This window comes from Algivirga pacifica (assembly GCF_039543525.1).
GTDB lineage: Bacteria > Bacteroidota > Bacteroidia > Cytophagales > Flammeovirgaceae > Algivirga > Algivirga pacifica.
Map to the genome: position 1 here is coordinate 94,646 of NZ_BAABJX010000004.1, position 17,760 is coordinate 112,405.

16 protein-coding genes are annotated in these 17,760 nt (G+C 40.3%); 11 read left to right on the plus strand and 5 right to left on the minus strand.

Features of this window, described 5'->3' with window-relative positions; translation table 11 throughout:
* Positions 1–15 precede the first annotated feature (15 nt).
* Positions 16–450 carry a hypothetical protein gene (locus ABD985_RS00925; protein ID WP_345368531.1) on the minus strand — a complete coding sequence of 145 codons (435 nt, stop codon included), beginning with the start codon at positions 448–450 and terminating at the stop codon, positions 16–18.
* Positions 451–586: 136 nt separating this feature from the next.
* Complete coding sequence (locus ABD985_RS00930) at positions 587–1,132, minus strand: ferritin (RefSeq protein ID WP_345368532.1); 546 nt, start codon at positions 1,130–1,132, stop codon at positions 587–589.
* 297 nt (positions 1,133–1,429) lie between these two features.
* On the opposite strand from ABD985_RS00930, the gene ABD985_RS00935 reads away from it, so the two are divergent.
* From ABD985_RS00935 to deoD, 6 genes are all read left to right on the plus strand, one after another.
* Complete coding sequence (locus ABD985_RS00935; protein WP_345368533.1) at positions 1,430–1,918, plus strand: hypothetical protein; 489 nt, start codon at positions 1,430–1,432, stop codon at positions 1,916–1,918.
* A 53-nt stretch (positions 1,919–1,971) separates the two neighbouring features.
* Positions 1,972–2,658 (plus strand): nitroreductase family protein, encoded by a 687-nt coding sequence (locus tag ABD985_RS00940; protein WP_345368534.1) that lies wholly within the window; start codon positions 1,972–1,974, stop codon positions 2,656–2,658.
* Positions 2,659–2,918: 260 nt separating this feature from the next.
* Positions 2,919–4,226, plus strand: coding sequence for a thymidine phosphorylase (locus ABD985_RS00945; protein ID WP_345368535.1), 1,308 nt, complete (start codon positions 2,919–2,921; stop codon positions 4,224–4,226).
* Positions 4,227–4,446: 220 nt separating this feature from the next.
* Complete coding sequence (gene deoC / locus ABD985_RS00950) at positions 4,447–5,112, plus strand: deoxyribose-phosphate aldolase (protein ID WP_345368536.1); 666 nt, start codon at positions 4,447–4,449, stop codon at positions 5,110–5,112.
* Between the two features lie 195 nt (positions 5,113–5,307).
* The gene (locus ABD985_RS00955; RefSeq protein WP_345368537.1) at positions 5,308–6,477 is read left to right on the plus strand and encodes a phosphopentomutase; all 1,170 of its coding nucleotides are present in this window, start codon (positions 5,308–5,310) and stop codon (positions 6,475–6,477) included.
* A gap of 11 nt (positions 6,478–6,488) precedes the next feature.
* Positions 6,489–7,199, plus strand: coding sequence for a purine-nucleoside phosphorylase (gene deoD, locus ABD985_RS00960; RefSeq protein WP_345368538.1), 711 nt, complete (start codon positions 6,489–6,491; stop codon positions 7,197–7,199).
* 30 nt (positions 7,200–7,229) lie between these two features.
* Here the strand turns inward: deoD and ABD985_RS00965 are convergent, their stop codons facing one another.
* Both ABD985_RS00965 and ABD985_RS00970 read right to left on the minus strand, forming a co-directional pair.
* Positions 7,230–7,451, minus strand: a complete 222-nt coding sequence (locus ABD985_RS00965; protein WP_345368539.1) for a hypothetical protein — start codon at positions 7,449–7,451, stop codon at positions 7,230–7,232.
* A gap of 266 nt (positions 7,452–7,717) precedes the next feature.
* On the minus strand, positions 7,718–8,929 hold the full coding sequence (locus tag ABD985_RS00970) for an acyl-CoA dehydrogenase family protein (protein ID WP_345368540.1): 1,212 nt from the start codon (positions 8,927–8,929) through the stop codon (positions 7,718–7,720).
* A gap of 289 nt (positions 8,930–9,218) precedes the next feature.
* On the opposite strand from ABD985_RS00970, the gene ABD985_RS00975 reads away from it, so the two are divergent.
* Positions 9,219–9,848 carry a hypothetical protein gene (locus ABD985_RS00975; protein WP_345368541.1) on the plus strand — a complete coding sequence of 210 codons (630 nt, stop codon included), beginning with the start codon at positions 9,219–9,221 and terminating at the stop codon, positions 9,846–9,848.
* Between the two features lie 69 nt (positions 9,849–9,917).
* Here ABD985_RS00975 and ABD985_RS00980 read toward each other — a convergent pair whose 3' ends face one another.
* Positions 9,918–12,077: a M3 family metallopeptidase gene (locus tag ABD985_RS00980; RefSeq protein ID WP_345368542.1), complete on the minus strand. Its 2,160-nt coding sequence runs from the start codon at positions 12,075–12,077 to the stop codon at positions 9,918–9,920.
* Between the two features lie 209 nt (positions 12,078–12,286).
* Between ABD985_RS00980 and ABD985_RS00985 the strand changes: the two genes are divergently transcribed.
* The 4 genes from ABD985_RS00985 (at position 12,287) to ABD985_RS01000 (ending at position 17,498) form a co-directional block, all read left to right on the plus strand.
* Positions 12,287–14,341, plus strand: coding sequence for a SpoIIE family protein phosphatase (locus tag ABD985_RS00985; RefSeq protein WP_345368543.1), 2,055 nt, complete (start codon positions 12,287–12,289; stop codon positions 14,339–14,341).
* Between the two features lie 107 nt (positions 14,342–14,448).
* Entirely contained in the window at positions 14,449–15,990 is a 1,542-nt protein-coding gene (locus tag ABD985_RS00990; RefSeq protein WP_345368544.1) for an ATP-binding protein, read from the plus strand.
* A 45-nt stretch (positions 15,991–16,035) separates the two neighbouring features.
* The gene (locus ABD985_RS00995) at positions 16,036–16,215 is read left to right on the plus strand and encodes a transposase (RefSeq protein ID WP_345368545.1); all 180 of its coding nucleotides are present in this window, start codon (positions 16,036–16,038) and stop codon (positions 16,213–16,215) included.
* 383 nt (positions 16,216–16,598) lie between these two features.
* Positions 16,599–17,498, plus strand: coding sequence for an RHS repeat domain-containing protein (locus ABD985_RS01000; protein WP_345368546.1), 900 nt, complete (start codon positions 16,599–16,601; stop codon positions 17,496–17,498).
* Positions 17,499–17,760: the final 262 nt, after the last annotated feature.

Below are 17,760 nucleotides of genomic sequence, written 5' to 3' on the forward strand. Positions count from 1 at the left end.
CCAAACAAGCTCTGATTAGTTTTTGGGAGTCAGCAACATTCGGTAAGAAGGCATATCATCATGCTCTACGACTATTTTAGTTCCTTCTTTATAAATAGGACCTTGAAAGCGTATAAATTTTTCTGTATCAATATCGAGATACATAGAAACTTGACGTACCCATTCATTTTCTTGATTCCAAAACACACTGACATTCGTGAGTGCTTCTTCTTCCCCATTCAAGGTAAAAGTCAGGTCCATTGCAGCATAATCTTCCCAAAAGTTATAAAAATGAAAAGAGCCATAATTATTGATAAGCGTATCGGCCATTTGAATAGAAGTCACTTCCCAATGAGAATCTTCGCCAAAAAAGGCTTGAACTTGTTCGGCTTCTTTTCTCAACTCTCTATGGAGTTGATAATCACAAGAAAAAAGAGAGAGAAGCAGTAGCAGGGAGAGTGTTTTTTTCATCGTTTTTGGTATACATAATTGGATTTTAAATTTTAAATATAAAAACATATTTAAACAAAAAAAACTGCTCTTCTGACATCAAATCAAAAGAGCAGTTATATTTCAAAAGCTTAACGCAACAAGCTTTCAGTATCAATTACATTATCGGAGCATCCGCTTCTCCTTCACTCATCTTACCGATCTCCTGATCGATCAACCACAGTCCTTGTGGGCTATTTTCACCGATGATATCGAAAATATCAATCACTCGTCTAGCGGTATCTTCCTCTTCTCTTTGCTCTTCCACAAACCATTGTAAGAACTGGAAAGTACCCCAATCCTTATTTTGAAAACAGAAGTCAACCAACTCATTGATCGCCTTGGTTACTTTTACCTCATGCTCCAATACCAACTCAAAAATCTCTCTCAAAGAAGAGAATGTATGTCTCACACCCGTAATATCAGGAGCTAATGCGTGTCCTCCTACATTATTAATATAACGGAAGAACTTCAACATATGTGTACGCTCTTCTTCAGAATGCGCATACAAGAACTCGGCAGCATGCTGATAGCCCTCTTTCTCACACCAAGAAGCACATGATAAATAAAATTGGGAAGAAGCATCCTCCATCAGCACTTGCTTATTCAACATCTCCTCTACTTCTGGAGTCAAAGAGGTCTTCAATCTCTTTACTTGATTCATAGGTATATTCTTTAAATTTAAAAATTCATGCCCAACCAAATATAGGGGTATTTCACCAATATATTTACTATTAATCAACTGTTGAGATACAATAATGTTATTATATTGCTTGGAATATTCCCTATAAGAAAGTTAGGATTATACAAAATAAACATAACTTTTAGGGCAATCACTGAACTTCAGATGCTGCATCAAATAGATATTTTACTAATTTTAGAGGATGAAGGATGAAGGATGAAGGATGAAGGATGAAGGAGTTTAAATAAACTGTAACTATTATACCCGAATATATTTTTTATGAAAATAAGACAATACGCTTCAACAATCTTAGCTGCTACTTGTTTCTCTTATTTCCTACCATCTTGTATGGAGGTCAATGAAAAAAATATCCCTATTGAATACAATTGTGCTTCTTGCAAGAAAATCCTGGAGGACTCTAGCCGTAATGTTGAAGGGGTATACTATGCCCGTTTTGATATTGAAAAAGGAAATTTACTCCTCAAGGTAAACCCTGAGCAATGGGACCAACAGCATCTATATAACTTTCTGGAAAGGTATAGTTTCATACAAACTGGAAACAAAAAAGACACACTACTTACCTATCCTTTCTGTTGTACCAATGAAGAACTAAAAGTTATTGAGAAAAGAATAGAGGAAGCAGAGAAAAAAGCTAAACAAGATAGCTTAAAAGCAGCAGAGCAAGAAGATAGCCTTAGTAGTTCGATCAATCAGATCGGAAGTGTAGAAGTTATTAATGATACATTAGAAACTGTATTGAATCATTGATTCAATCGACAAGTCAATCCGATTCAACAAACAGCATCAACCATTCTATAAATATGAAACATACAAACTCCCAAAAGGAAGCCTTTATTCCTTACACTCAACTAGACGTCGCTCCCACAGATATCCCACAAAGAGCTCTAGAGCATTATACACTAATGGACCAGCGAAGAAGTGTCAGAGAGTTCTCGGACCAACCTGTTCCCAAAGAGGTGATTGAAAATTTGATCATGACTGCCTCCACAGCACCCTCTGGAGCCCATAAACAACCGTGGACATTTTGCGCCATTTCTTCTGCTGAAATCAAACGTCAAATTCGGGAGATGGCCGAAAAAGAAGAATATGAAAGTTATCACGGGCGCATGTCAGACCGTTGGCTCAAAGACCTGGAGCCATTAGGAACTGACTGGCAAAAGCCTTTTCTGGAGATCGCCCCTTGGCTAATCGTCGTGTTCAAAAAGGTGTATGACCTAGACGATCAGCAAGAAAAAGTTAACAACTACTATGTCAATGAATCGGTAGGTATCGCTACAGGTATGCTTATCGGCGCAATCCATCAAGCAGGATTGGTCACCCTTACCCATACCCCAAGCCCTATGAACTTCCTTCAGAAAATACTGGAACGCCCTGCCAATGAGCGTCCTTATATGCTCTTACCCGTAGGATTTCCCGCAGAGGGAGTTCAAGTACCCAACCTTACCCGAAAGACTAAGGAAGAAGTGATGGTCTGCTTTGAGGATTAATGGTTTAAGGTAAAAAGTAAGAGGTATGAGGTAAGAGGTAAAGCTACAACCAATGAATTTTTACCTTTTACCTTTTACCTTTTACCTTTTACCTTTTACCTTAAATCATTTTTACTTTATTTGCCGTTTCGTAAACTCAACAACCAAGCAAAGATGTTCATTATACATACCTCTAAGGTGTGTAAATTAATTTTACTTCAAGATTTAGAAAAACGTCATTTACTTACCAGCAACTACTCTGGTCGAAGCAAGAACAATATATGAGAGCAGTCGACTTAATTCAGAAGAAAAGGGATGGTATCCCTTTATCTTCCATGGAAATCACCAATTTCCTTACCATGTACCTGGACGGAAAAGTCCCCGACTATCAAATGAGTGCCTTTATGATGGCCGTCTATTTTAACGGCATGACGGATGAGGAACTTTTTGCCTTTACAGAAAATATGATGAATTCCGGGGATACTATTCCATTAGGGGATAGTAAACACTTTATGATTGATAAGCATAGTACCGGAGGGGTAGGCGATAAAATCACCATTGCCCTGGCTCCTTTGTTAGCTTGCTTTGATATTGGAACAGCGAAATTATCTGGAAAAGGTCTTGGCCATACCGGTGGCACGATTGATAAACTAGAGTCCATCCCTGGATTTAGTTTCCCGGAGACACAAGCCGATCTAATGCAACTCATTGAGAAAACAGGAATTGGAATCATGGGCTACTCAGATTCCATTGTACCTTTGGACAAACAACTGTACTCTCTTAGAGATGTTACCGCTACTGTTCCCAGCATTCCGCTCATTGCCAGTAGTATTATGAGCAAAAAGCTAGCAATTGGTGCTGATGGTATCATTCTGGACATCAAAGTAGGTCATGGAGCCTTCATGAAAACAGAAGAAGAGGCTAAAACACTAGCCGCAACCATGATGCGTATTGGCAAGCACTTCAAAAGGAATATCACGGCCGTACTTTCGGGCATGGAGCAACCTTTGGGATTTTCCGTAGGTAACAGTCTTGAAATTGTCGAAGCTATAGAGACCTTGAAGGGATTTGGTCCCACTGACTTCAAAGAGCTTCTCCTTTTGATTGCCGGAAATGCTTTAATGATGAAAGGCATTGCCGATAATCTACCAGAAGCTATTTCTATGGTTTCTGAAAAAATCGCAACCGATGAACCCCTGAACAACCTGAAGTCATTTATTCAAGCTTGTGGTGGGAATCCGAATATCGTAGACGACTACAAACTACTACCCATAGCACAAAACACCCGTAGCCTTCACAGTGTCAACAGTGGGTATGTTCATGAAATCCTGGCAGAAGATATAGGGAAAGCCGCCATGATCTTAGGAGCCGGTAGAGCCACCAAAGACGATCAAATCGACCATGGTGTCGGCGTGGTGCTAAGAAAGAAAGTAGGCGACCATGTCAATGAAAATGAATTACTCGCTACCTTCTATTTCAATGATGATAAACAATTGAAGGAAGCCGAGAAACTAGTACTGAATGCTTACCGTATACAGCAGAATGAGACAGGTGCTCCTTCCACTATAAAAGATATTATCTATGAATAAGTAAACTGCTAGCAATAAAGGTACTACTTCCAAATAGTAGAAGGAGGAAAAATAATAGGTAAAAGGTAAAAGGGATAAGGTGGTTTTAATTTTATCCTTTATCCTTAAAAGTAGTACTGAACTATAAGTTTACTTAGCAATTAATCATAAAAAAGGTATACCTCCCATCCACTTACCGATGCCTTGCAAGGAGGTAAGACTAACCATAATTATACCATACATGGAACTACAAAAATATATTGACCACACCGTATTATTCGCTTATAGTACACCTGAAGATATCAAAACACTTTGTGAAGAAGCTAAGACACATCAGTTCTTCAGTGTTTGTGTGAACAGTGGATATGTAGAGGAGGCACGCACCCATCTTTTGGGTAGCTCTGTGCAAATCTGTTCTGTCGTTGGTTTTCCTTTGGGACAAATGGACACCGTTTCCAAGGTATTCGAAGCGAAACAAGCGATCGCCAATGGAGCCCAGGAAATTGATATGGTGATCAATGTGGGGCGTATGAAAGCTGGAGACCACGAATATGTTTTTGAGGAAATCAAGCAAATCAAAGAGGCTATCGGCGAACACGTCCTGAAAGTGATCATTGAAACTTGCTACCTAACCGATGAGGAAAAAGTAACTGCTTGCGAACTATCCGTTAAAGCCAATGCTGACTTTGTCAAAACTTCTACCGGTTTTGGAACAGGAGGTGCTACTCCTGAGGATGTACAACTTATGCTAGATACCGTAAAAGGAAAAGCTAAAGTAAAAGCCTCTGGTGGTGTAAGAGATGCTGAAACGGCTAAAAAATATATCGACATGGGCGTACAGCGTCTAGGAACCAGTAGCGGAATCAAGATTGTTGGTGGAGGTACTGCAGAAGAAGGAAGTTACTAGTGGATGGATTGCTAAGTAAAATTATAACTAAGTGCTACTTTCAAATGGTTTAAAGATAAAGGATAAAATTTAAATCACCTTATCCCTTTTACCTATTACTTTTTACCTTTTCTCCTTTATCCATCTGGAAGTAGTCCTTTATTTCTATCAGAAAACTTAGTATTTAGACCACCAGTTTTAATATTGCTTATATATATGAAAAAGATCAATCGAGTAGCACTGATTGTATTAGATAGTGTCGGCATAGGTTTCGCTGAAGATGCTGCAGATTATGGAGATCTGGGCGCCAATACCTTGGGACATATTTGTGATGCGGTAGGACTCCATGTTCCTCATATGGCTTCATTGGGACTAGGACATATTGCCATCTTAAAAGGCATCAATCCTCCTGGCATTGCCAAAGGAGCCTATGGTAAAGCCATTGAGGTTTCCAAAGGAAAGGATACTACTACAGGACACTGGGAGATTGCTGGACAAATCCTGCACAAGCCCTTCCCTACTTACCCGGATGGTTTTCCTGCAGAGATTCTGGAGCCATTTGAAAAAGCTACTGGCAGAGGTACGCTGGGTAATAAAGTTGCTTCCGGAACAGCCATCATCGATGAGTTGGGAGAAGAACATATGAAAACAGGTAAGCTGATTATCTATACGTCAGCTGATTCTGTTTTCCAGATCGCTGCACATGAAGAAGTTGTTCCTATTGAAGAACTTTATCGTTACTGCGAGATTGCCCGTAAGATGACAGATGTAGGTCGGGTGATCGCCAGACCGTTTGTAGGAACACCGGGTAACTTCAGCAGGACCTCTAATCGACATGATTACTCTCTATCGCCAGAACATACTATTCTGGATGACCTTAAAGATGCTGGACAAGATGTAATAGGTGTGGGGAAAATTTCCGATATTTTTAACGGAAAAGGAATTACCCATAGTACACGTACCAAAAGCAACGAAGAAGGTATTGATATTACTATCCAACGCCTGAAGGAAGATAGTAAAGGATTGATTTTCACCAATCTGGTAGATTTCGATATGCTGTTCGGTCATCGTAGAGATGTCGTAGGGTATAAAAATGCACTGGAGTATTTTGATCAGCGTTTACCGGAAATCCTTTCAGCCATGAAAGACGATGACTTATTACTGATCACTGCAGATCATGGCAATGATCCTATCTTCAAGGGGACAGATCATACGCGCGAACACGTGCCTATCCTTATCGCTGGAAAACACGTTAATCCTGTATCCATAGGGGTGCGTCGTTCTTTCAAGGACATTGCAGATACCATTGGCGAACTCCTTTTGGATAAAAAGGCGGAAGGTAGCTTTGCTAAGAAAATTATTAATAAAGAAGAATCCACTAATTAATTAACCAAAAAATGAGTGTACATATTGGCGCTAAAAAAGGTGACATCGCCCCTACCGTACTAATGCCGGGCGATCCATTAAGAGCAAAGTTCATTGCTGAAAACTTTCTATCGGATGTCGTTCAGTACAACCAAGTACGAGGGATGTACGGATTTACCGGTACCTATAAAGGTCATAAGGTTTCGGTACAAGGGTCTGGAATGGGGATGCCCTCTATCAGTATTTATGCCCATGAACTAATTACTGAATTTGAGGTAAGAAATGTCATGCGTGTAGGAAGCTGTGGTTCTATGCAGCCACACATCAAACTTAGAGATATCATTATTGCGATGGCTGCTTCTACTGACTCGGGAATCAACAGCCATGTGTTCAAAGGGATGAACTATGCTCCTACTGCCAACTTTGAGCTATTGCAAAAAGCATATGAAAATGCGTTAAAACATAATATTACCCCACAGGTTGGAAATATTCTCTCTTCTGACGTATTCTATGGAGATGATCCTGATGAATGGAAAAGATGGGCCAAATATGGGGTACTCGCAGTAGAAATGGAAGCTGCAGCCCTTTATTCTATTGCCGCCAAGTTCAGAGCCAAAGCCTTAACCATCCTTACCGTATCCGATAGCTTGGTGACCGGTGAAGAGCTTTCTTCTATCGATCGACAAGAATCTTTTACAGACATGATGACCATTGCGCTGGAAACAGCGATACAGATGGATTAATGATACGGGTCGTAGCACAAATGCTGCGACCTATTTTATTCCCTCTAATGTAGGGTTCAATACATAATGAATCCCCTGCCCTTTCAATTGTGTAATCACTTCCCAGTACACTGTTTCCAAAGCCTGTGCCGTCTTGGCAAAAAATACTACCTCTAAATAAGGAGACAAGTCGCTCGTTTCATGATTATATGCACTAATAATTCCTCTACTCGTGCTATTGTCTTCCATGGATAACGTAAAGCTCAACATCATATTCTTGTATTTTGGATTATACCTTTTACTAATTATACAATCACAAGAATACATTCCCTACTGATTCACAACCCCTTAACAACTGTTGAGGCAGCTTACGCTGCTTGTTGAATCGTTGAATTGAGCTTCGCTCGTTGATTCGAGTTGATATGTTGATTGAAAGTAGCGCTCTCTAAAAACGAACAACAGTTCAACTCGAATCAAGACGCCATGTAATGGAGCGAAGCTCAATTCAACTCAGCAGCTTGCTGCTGAAATTCAACGATTCAACTAAAAGCGGGGATTCCTGTAATCTCATTCCCCAAAATGAGCAGATGTATATCGTGGGTTCCTTCATAAGTCACCACGGATTCCAGGTTCATCATATGACGCATAATAGGATACTCCCCTGTAATTCCCATACCTCCCAACATCTGACGAGCTGTTCTGGCTACTTCCAAGGCCATAGCTACATTATTGCGTTTAGCCATAGAGATCTGTGCGCTACTTGCTTTTCCTTGCTCTTTTAATTGTCCTAATCGCCACACCAATAGCTGTGCTTGTGTAATAGCAGTAAGCATCTCAGCCAATTTCTTCTGCTGCAACTGGAATCCTGCAATCGGCTTTCCGAACTGTTCTCTTTCCAATGTATACTTACGAGCCGTTTCGTAACAGTCCATGGCTGCACCCAAAGCACCCCATGCAATCCCATAACGGGCTGAGTCCAAACACATCAAAGGGGCTCCTAATCCATCTTTTCCCGGCAATAGATTTTCTTTAGGTACCTTGACATTATCAAAAACCAACTCTCCCGTAATACTCGCTCTCAAAGACCATTTATTGTGAATTTCCGGAGCAGAGAAGCCTTCCATTCCCTTTTCCACAATCACCCCTTTTACTCTTCCTTCCTCATTCTTAGCCCATACCACAGCGATATCAGCCATTGGCGAATTGGTAATCCACATCTTGGCCCCATTCAACAAGTAATGATCTCCTTCGTCTGTAATCGACGTTCGCATTCCACTGGGATTAGACCCATGATCCGGTTCCGTAAGTCCAAAACACCCCAACATCTCTCCGGAAGCCAGCTTAGGCAAATACTTTCGTTTCTGCTCTTTAGAACCAAACTTATAGATAGGATACATCACCAAAGAACCTTGTACCGAGGCCATAGAACGCATTCCTGAGTCTACACGCTCAATTTCCTGCATCATAATACCATAAGTAGTATCATCGAAGCCATTCCCTCCATACTCCTCCGGTATTGTCGGACCAAACAATCCCATTTCCCCAAACCCTTGAATCAGGTGAGACGGAAATAAAGCTTGCTGTGCACAGTCTTCAATAATCGGGGACACCTCCTGCTTCATATAATCCCTAACCGCTTGACGAACCTGTAGCTGTTCCTCCGTGAGTAAATCATCGATCTGATAAAAATCTGGCGATTGATAATCATCTACTTTGGATGACCTTTTGATGTTTAGTTGTTCCTGTTCCATATATTTTAATTTTTAATTATCAATTTTTAATTATCAGGGCCATACTTCAACTATCACTCATAACTGCTCACTGCTCACTGCTCACTGCTCACTGCTCACTGCTCACTGCTCACTGCTCACTGCTCACTGCTCACTGCTCACTGCTCACTGCTCACTGTAATGATCTTTTTTTATCTCAAATGTCTCCCTCCTTTTGCAGAAAAAAATGCAATATTTGCAGAATATAATAATAGTCTGGGGTTTTACATACCCGATGGATGAAACCGCTTTAAAATTACAGATACCACCTATGAAGATTTACGTCTTTGTTGACCAGTATGCCGTTTATGATCTCAATCCCGATGGATTTATTGACGGGAGATGGAACTTCAATGTATTCTTATCAAAAGACTTTCGTGTAAACGAGGGGCTACGCAAGCTCAAAAAGCAGCTTCAAAAACAGTGTAAGTTCTATCAGGATATCAAGGCAGGACACGATTACCTTACTGACCAAATGATGTTTCGTATAGGGGAAAGTCATGCGCAGGCACACAAGGATGCAAAGTTTGTCATTATCAGTAAGCAGAATACTTATGACAACATCATTAAACTTCTGAAGAAAGAAGGAAGGGATTGTACCAAGCTAGTCAGTGCCAATTTCAAGAATATCTCCAATGCGATTGGTTTTGAGAAAAAAGAAGCCCTGATCGAAACGCTAGACCCAGAGGTGTTCAGTGATGAAGCTTGGGGAATTGTCAAAAATATACAAACAATACGTCCGGTACGTCGCCCTAAAACGGCGGAAAAGTTTCAGCAGTATATCCGTAATTTCTACAAGGATATGGAGTGGAAGGAAGAAATGACAGCTTTGGTTATTGAGGAACTAGTGAACCGAAAGATTATTGAGGTACAAAATGATCGGGTGAAATATTTTGTTTAAAGGTGAGTATATCGCTTATCGTTTGCAAAATAAACGATAAGCGATAAGCCATAACCGATAAATAGTATACTACATCTCCTTCGGCACCGGGAAACCTCTCTCTCTCATCAAGGCATCGATCTTCGCGTCTCTGCCTCTAAATTTTCTGTACGCTTCTGCCGGGTCCATGGCATTTCTTGGAGCAAACAAGTATTTCACTAGCTTGTCAGCCATCTCCTTATCATAGAATCCACCTTCGGCATCTCTGAATGCTTGTACGGCATCCGAAGTCAATACATCAGCCCACATATATCCATAATAAGCCGTCGCATATCCCTCACCTGAGAACACGTGTCCAAATTGCGTAGAACGGTGACGCATCACCAATTCTTTTGGCATCCCTAGTTTCGCCAATGTTTCTCTTTCGAAGGTATCTGGATCGATCGTCTCAGGATCAGTCGTATGATAATACATATCCATCAAGGCAGATGCCAAGTACTCTGTCGTTGCAAACCCTTGGTTGAACGTAGAAGCCTTCTTGATCTTTTGTACCAACTCCTTCGGCATAGGCTCTCCTGTCTTGTAATGTACCAGGTAGTTATTGATTACTTGATCTGTTGCCAACCAGTTCTCTAATAACTGCGACTGGAACTCCGTATAATCACGAACACCTCCATTTAGTGTAGGGTATTTCACATTAGACGAAAGGAAGTGCAATGCATGTCCAAACTCGTGGAAGAATGTCGTTGCATCATCCCAAGATACCAATACCGCTTCTCCTTCTGCTGGCTTGATGAAGTTTGAGTTGTTCGAGCTCAATACATTCTTTTTACCTTCAAAGGTTGTGTAAGAACGGTAAGTCGTTGCCCAAGCTCCTGAACGCTTGCCTGGTCTGGCAAATGGATCCAGGTACCAAAGACCGATATGCTCTCCGGATGTTTTATCCGTTACTTCCCATACTTTCACATCCTCATGGAATACCGGTACACTACCTTCCGGTACAGGCTGGAAATTGAAATTGAATAACTCCCCTGCTACGAAGAACATCGCCTCACGCAATTTATCCAATTGCAAGTACTGCTTCACCTCATCAGAGTCCAGGTCATACTTTGCCTTTCTTACTTTCTCCGCATAGTAACGGTAATCCCAAGGCTCGATAGTGATCTTGTCTCCTCTTTGGTCCGCTACCGTCTGCATATCAGCCACTTCCTCTTTTACTCTTGCCACTGCTGCAGGCCATACGGTTTCCATCATCTCCATGGCACGCTCTGGTGTCTTTGCCATACGATCTTGCAATCTCCATTGTGCATAGTTGTCAAAACCTAACAACCCTACACGCTCATCTCTTAGTTTAAGGATCTCCACAATCACCTGATTGTTATCGTGCTCATCCCCATTGTCTCCACGAGAATAGTAATTCTTCCATACTTTCTCTCTTAGCTCACGCTCATCAGAGTACGTCAAGAAAGGATCCATAGACGAACGAGTATTCGTAATGGCATACATTCCTTCTTTTCCACGGTCTGCCGCTGCTTTGGCTGAAGCCTTTACAAATGACTCTGGCAAGCCACCTAGCTGCTCTTTCGTGATATAAGTAACATACCCTTCCTCGTCAGCCAACACATTGTTGCCAAACTTTGTATAAAGGCTTGACAGCTCTTTATTGATTGCTGCATAACGTGCCTTTCCTGCCGAATCCAATTCAGCACCGTTCATTGCAAAACGTGTATACGTTAGGTCCAATACTCTTTGTGCTTCCGCTTCCAGAGGATTTTCTTTTGCTGCTTCATAAACCGTTCTGATACGGTCAAACAACTTCTCGTTCTGGCTAATTTTAGAGTAGAAATCTGACAACTTCGGAGCCATCTCTCCTTGTATCTTTCTAAACTCCGGAGAAGAAAGGTTACTGCTCCATAAGTAATAATACGTCGCTACACGGTCAAACGCCTTTCCAGCGCTCTCCATAGCTACAATTGTGTTCTCAAACGTTGGTTTTTCTGCGTTATTAGCGATAGCCTCAATCTCTTTAAGATTCAAGGCCATAGCCTCTTCCATGGCTGGCTTCAAATCTTCCAGCTTCATCTTATCGAAAGCTGGCACCCCTTGGTAAGCCCCTTCCCACTCCTGAATCAGTAAGTTATCCGATACTTCCAGCTGCTTTGCCGGCTCATTTACATTACAAGCAGTAAATGCAGTACCTAGTGTTATGGCCATTGCAACAGACCATCTTCTAGTAATTGATTTGCTCATGTTAATTTGACGTTTAAATAATAATTGGAAGCCTGAATATGATAAATATTCTTGGGAAAGGATAATCTTTTATTTGAAAAATCCCTAAAAGCTGTTTTATTGTAGAACTTTTAGGATAGGATCAGGACTCTGCAATCTTAAATTACCGATAACACACAGCACCTTGCTACATTTTTTAGCTGTGATACACAATAACAAACAATACATCCATGTATACTTTTTTTCATGCTAACCAGAGAAAGGTTTTCGCTATGTTCACCTCTTGGTTGACTTGCACCTTTTTACTGGTAAACACCAACAGTTTTGCACAAGAATTGGAAAATTCTTCTTCTAAAAGCATAGAAGATTCTATTACAGAATACAATGCACTAAGCTACCAATACTGGAGCTCCAACCCTGATAGCGGAGTCATTTTTGCCAAGAAGGCCGTAGAGATGGCCCATAAGCTGAAGAATGATTCCACTATAGCGGCTGCCTACATGGCTTTGGGAGCTTCTTATTACGGTAAAGGAGAGAATACTTTAATGCGACAGGCCTATTTTGATGCCCTCAATCACGCACAGGCAAGTGAGAGTAGACATATCATCGGTAAAAGCTATGCCAATATTGGCCTCTCTTACCTGACGAGCAAGGACAGTGTTAAAGCCCTTGAGTATATAAAGAAAGGGATCTCTTATGAAGACCCAGAATACCAATCAGAGGTTTTACGCCTAAATGTCGGTACCATTTATGCTAGCCAAAGAGAGTTTGATTCAGCATTAGTCTATATCAAAGATGGTATACAGCTGGCCGAAGCACATAAAAATGATCGTATTTATGCCATGCTACAATCCAGCCTTTCTGAGATTGCTTATAATAAAGGGCAATACCAAAAGTGTTTATCCATCATTCGAAACACTGAAAATCAATACAATATTAAAGATAAGTTTATTACGACATTATTTTTACTGACCAAAGGAAGGGCCTACACCAAGCTAAAAAATTACGATAAAGCGGAAGAAGCCCTACAAATGGCCAAAAAGCTTTCCATTGAGGGTGGATATACCAATTTAGAAGCGGAGGCTTGTGGGGAACAATACTTATTGTATAAAATCATAGGTAAGCACGAACAATCCCTACAGGCACTGGAAAGGCAAAATGAACTGGAGAAAAATGCCTTTGAAACAGAGCATGCCAAGCAAGTGGCAGAAATGGCCGCCAAATATGAGCAAGCGGTGATGAGTAGAGAAAATAAGCTACAAGAGCAAGAACTTGCCCTGCAAGCGAATGAGATTGAGCAACAGAAAATAATACAGGTCATTTTCCTTTTTATCATTGCGGCCGCTATCTATATCGCCATTTACCTGTATAGACATAACCTACAAAAGAAACGCTTGAACCTTGCGCTTAAAGAGCAAAAAAATGAAGTATTGGCACAAGCCGAAGAGTTGCAGCAACTCAATGAAGAGATTAGCGCTCAAAAGGAATACGTAGAAAAAAACAACCAGAAGTTAAGCCATAGCTATCAAAAAATTACTGATAGTATACAAGCTGCCAAAGCCATGCAAGAGGCCATGCTTCCAACCACCGCATTGACGCAGTTAAAAAAGCCTTCCTGTTTTGTTCTTTTCGAACCCAAGGATATCGTCTCAGGAGATGTCTACTGGGTAAGTAAAGATAAATCCATGATTGCCGTGATTGACTGTACCGGACACGGAGTGCCAGGAGCCTTTATGTCCATGCTCGCGCTCTCTTCCCTGGATGATTTGGTCAACTCCCTAAACATCAAAGAACCTGCAGAGGTATTGAATCGCCTACAACAACGAGTACATACCGCTTTTGAAAAAACGGGCAACACCTATGATGGAGGGATGGATATTATCCTTTGTAAATTCGATTATCTCAATAATCCACAAGTCAAAGTAACTTTTGCCGGTGCTAAACGACCGCTATACTACTTTAATGACGGTCAATTATACCGCCATAAAAACTGTAAGTCTTCCATCAACACCAAAGCTAAAAACAAGTTCAAGCATTTTGAGTTCAGGCAGCACGAGCTTACCCTTCAAGAGGGCGACTTGCTTTACCTGACTACTGATGGCTATATGGATGCCGCCAGCCCTGACCGCAAAAAACTAAGTACCAGAGTATTTGAGAGCATTGTTACTGTCAATGCCAACAAACCATTACAAGAGCAGCAACAAGAGCTTGTTCGTGTATTGGAGGCCCACAGAAAAGGAATGGAATTGAGGGATGACATTACTATTGTAGGGGTGAAGTTGTAAACTTCTTTTCGTTCCCCCTCCTAAAGATTATTCGACAATATCCTTCCTTTGTCCTATCTTTGTTTTATTCCACTAAATCTTCAATCAAACCTAACGAACAGATCAGTATGAAAGATTTACCTATTGGCATTCAAGATTTCCGTAAACTACGCTCAGAAGATTATCTGTATATCGATAAGACAGAGTTAATCTATTCGCTGGTACAAGGAAGTGGATATTACTTCCTTTCACGTCCTCGCCGATTTGGTAAATCACTATTGATTAGTACGATGATTGAGCTTTTTCAAGGAAACAAAGATCTATTCAAAGGGCTTTGGATTGAAAATAAGTGGGACTGGAGCAAAACTAACCCAATCATTCATTTACCTTTTTCTCTGCTGGACTACCAAAAAAAAGGGTTGGAACAAGCAATTTCAGACAGGCTTGATAAAATTGCTACGGAATATAATCTAACACTTGATAGCATTACCATTAAGGATAAATTTCAAGAGCTTATTATTTTACTGAATAATCACTATGGAAAAGTCGCTCTACTGGTTGACGAATATGATAAGCCTATCATTGACTATATAGGAAAGGATATCTCAACAGCAGTTGGTAACCAGCAAACCATGAAAACCTTCTATTCCATTGTTAAAGACATGGATGCTCATTTGAAAATGGTTTTTATCACTGGAGTTTCCAAGTTTTCGAAGGTGAGTATTTTCTCTGAGCTAAATAATCTCAATGACATTACCCAAAAAAGAAACTATGGCACACTACTCGGCTACACCGAAGATGAATTATGCCATTATTTCAAAGAACATATCGTAGCCTATAGCAAAGAAAATGATTGTACTTCCAAGCAAACTGTAGAGAAAATCAGGGAATGGTACAATGGCTACCTCTGGAGTGGAAAGGTGCGAGTATACAATCCTTTCAGTGTCCTCAATTTTTTCGATGGAATGGCCTTCAAAAACTATTGGTTTTCGACAGGCACCCCTACTTTTCTGATTGACCTGCTTCGGGAGGAAGTTCTTTATGATGTAGACAACACCAGAGTCGGCGAAACTACCTTCGACAGTTTTGATATTGAACATAAGATTGACCTGCTCTCCCTACTGTTCCAAACAGGATATCTCACGATCAAGGAGGTGGATGAAAGAGGTATCTATACGCTGGGATATCCCAACAAAGAAGTGAGAAATGCTTTCCTGGACTACCTGATTGAAGGGTTCTCCGGCCGAAGCAAAGGAAAAGTACAACCCCTGATGTTGGAGCTGGAAGATGCCTTCAGAGACCATAATCTGGAGCAGGTAAAAATTTGTCTACAGGTGATGTTGGCTAACCTCCCCTATCACTTGCATGAAAAAACCGAAAAGTTTTACCACGCCGTGGTGCATCTTACCTTTTACTATTTGGGTACCTATGTACAAAGTGAGGTAGTAACTTCCAGAGGACGAGCCGATGCCATCGTTCAAACAGACTCGCATATCTACTGCTTTGAATTTAAGTTCAATAAAAGCGCAGAAGAGGCATTGGAACAGATCAAAAGCAAAAATTATTTAGAAAAATTTCAACTGACCGGAAAGAAACTGGTCGGTATAGGCGTCAATTTTAGTACCGAGGCAAAGGGGATTGATGGATGGAAAGTTGAGGTTTTGGGGTAAAAAAGAGAAGTTCCCCTAGATGCACTCAAAACAGCTCTTAAAGATTTGGACAAGAAGCTAGAGGAAATGATTCGGAAGGACACATTCCTTAATAAGCAGCTACAATTAGCGACCTCCGTACCAGGTATCGGACGAACAACCGCTATGGCACTCCTCATTGCTACTGCCGGGTTTACGCGTTTTGATAATGCCAAACAAATTCACCGATCAACATTAAACAACTGATTATCAATTACAATCAAGAACTTTCCGAAATGACACAGAAACAAACACTAAAAAATCTCCTGTAGAGATATTTTAAAGCAGGCAGCTCCGACTACCAATATATTTTTCTCAAGAAACCTTAGTACTTTTTTTACATCCTTCGTAACTTAAAGAAAATTGCACCCTTCCACTGTAGATTACATTAACTATCCAGGAAATTGGGAATATCCCATAAAACCTATTTACGGATTTAATCGCAGGGAAGTACTTCTGGAGTAAGGTCACATAGGGCGTGGAGTCAATGGCGCATGGTAATGGCGTAAGCTAAACTCATTAATGGGCTTAATTATCTTCTGGAGGTAATTCTTATTCAAATCCAGTTGGAAGAAAGCAATTAAAACCCCTTGACAGAAAATCACTATTTTCCTGCCATGTTTTTTGTGTGCCTTGATGAAATGAGGCAGCTTTTTCGTTCTTTTTTTGGTGGATTTGGGGAGTTCATAGGGCGTCCATACGGAGGGAATATCACTTCTTTGAGTGCTGGAGCGGGTACGGGTTTCAAGTATACTTATAATGGGAAGGAGGAGCAATCTGAGTTGGGTTGGCTCGACTACGGCGCAAGAATGTATGATCCGGGTGTGGGTAAATGGTTCGGGGTGGATCCGTTGGCTGAGAAATATTTTTTATTGTCACCATACAATTACACAGCTAATAATCCAATAAAGTATATCGACCCAGACGGTAGAAAGATTGTCAATCCTAATAATTTAGTTTTAAATAATAAGAGCTTAATTAAAAAAATGGGGAAATTGAATGCTGCTTTGGCTAAAAGAGCAGGTGTTGACTCGAAAGCTTTTACATTAACCATTACTGGAGGAGATAGATATAAAAAGGATGGCAAAATATATTCATTATCAAATCATAGTCATATATCTAAATCAGCTAAATCTTCAAGGCATCTTGTTGAAGAGGGTGCTAGAGCAATTGATTTTGGACTAACCAATGATGCAGATGGTAAAATAACTAATGATATGATTATTGAAGAAGCTAAAAAGTTAGGAATTGAATATTCTAAGGTTTATAAAGATGATGGTCATATCCACTTGACATTTAGTGATAGTGAAGATCACGATAGTTCAGAAAGGAATATACCAAAAGAAAAAGATTTTGAAATTCTTTCAGAGAAGGAATTGCGTAAACAACAAAGAGCAGAAATACGTAAAAATTGGCAAGAATTAAAAAAGAGTTGGAAAAAATTGATGAATAATGTAAAGGCTACACAAGAAAATGAAAAAAATAATTAGCACATTAATTTTATTGATTCCTACTGTCCTGTATAGTCAATCAGTAACTGATGTCGAAACTAAAACACCCTCGTATATTAATTTATGTATTGTTAAAACAGGTGAAGCTTACTTTTATGAAAGCTTTAAATCATATGAAAATTCAGGGTATAAATATAGAGTCATGCTTACGTGTGAAGAAATCTATACAAACATCTATTGTTTCAGACCCCGTATTCCTAGAGTTTTTTCAAAAATTTGATTTTCGAAAAAAGGCATACCT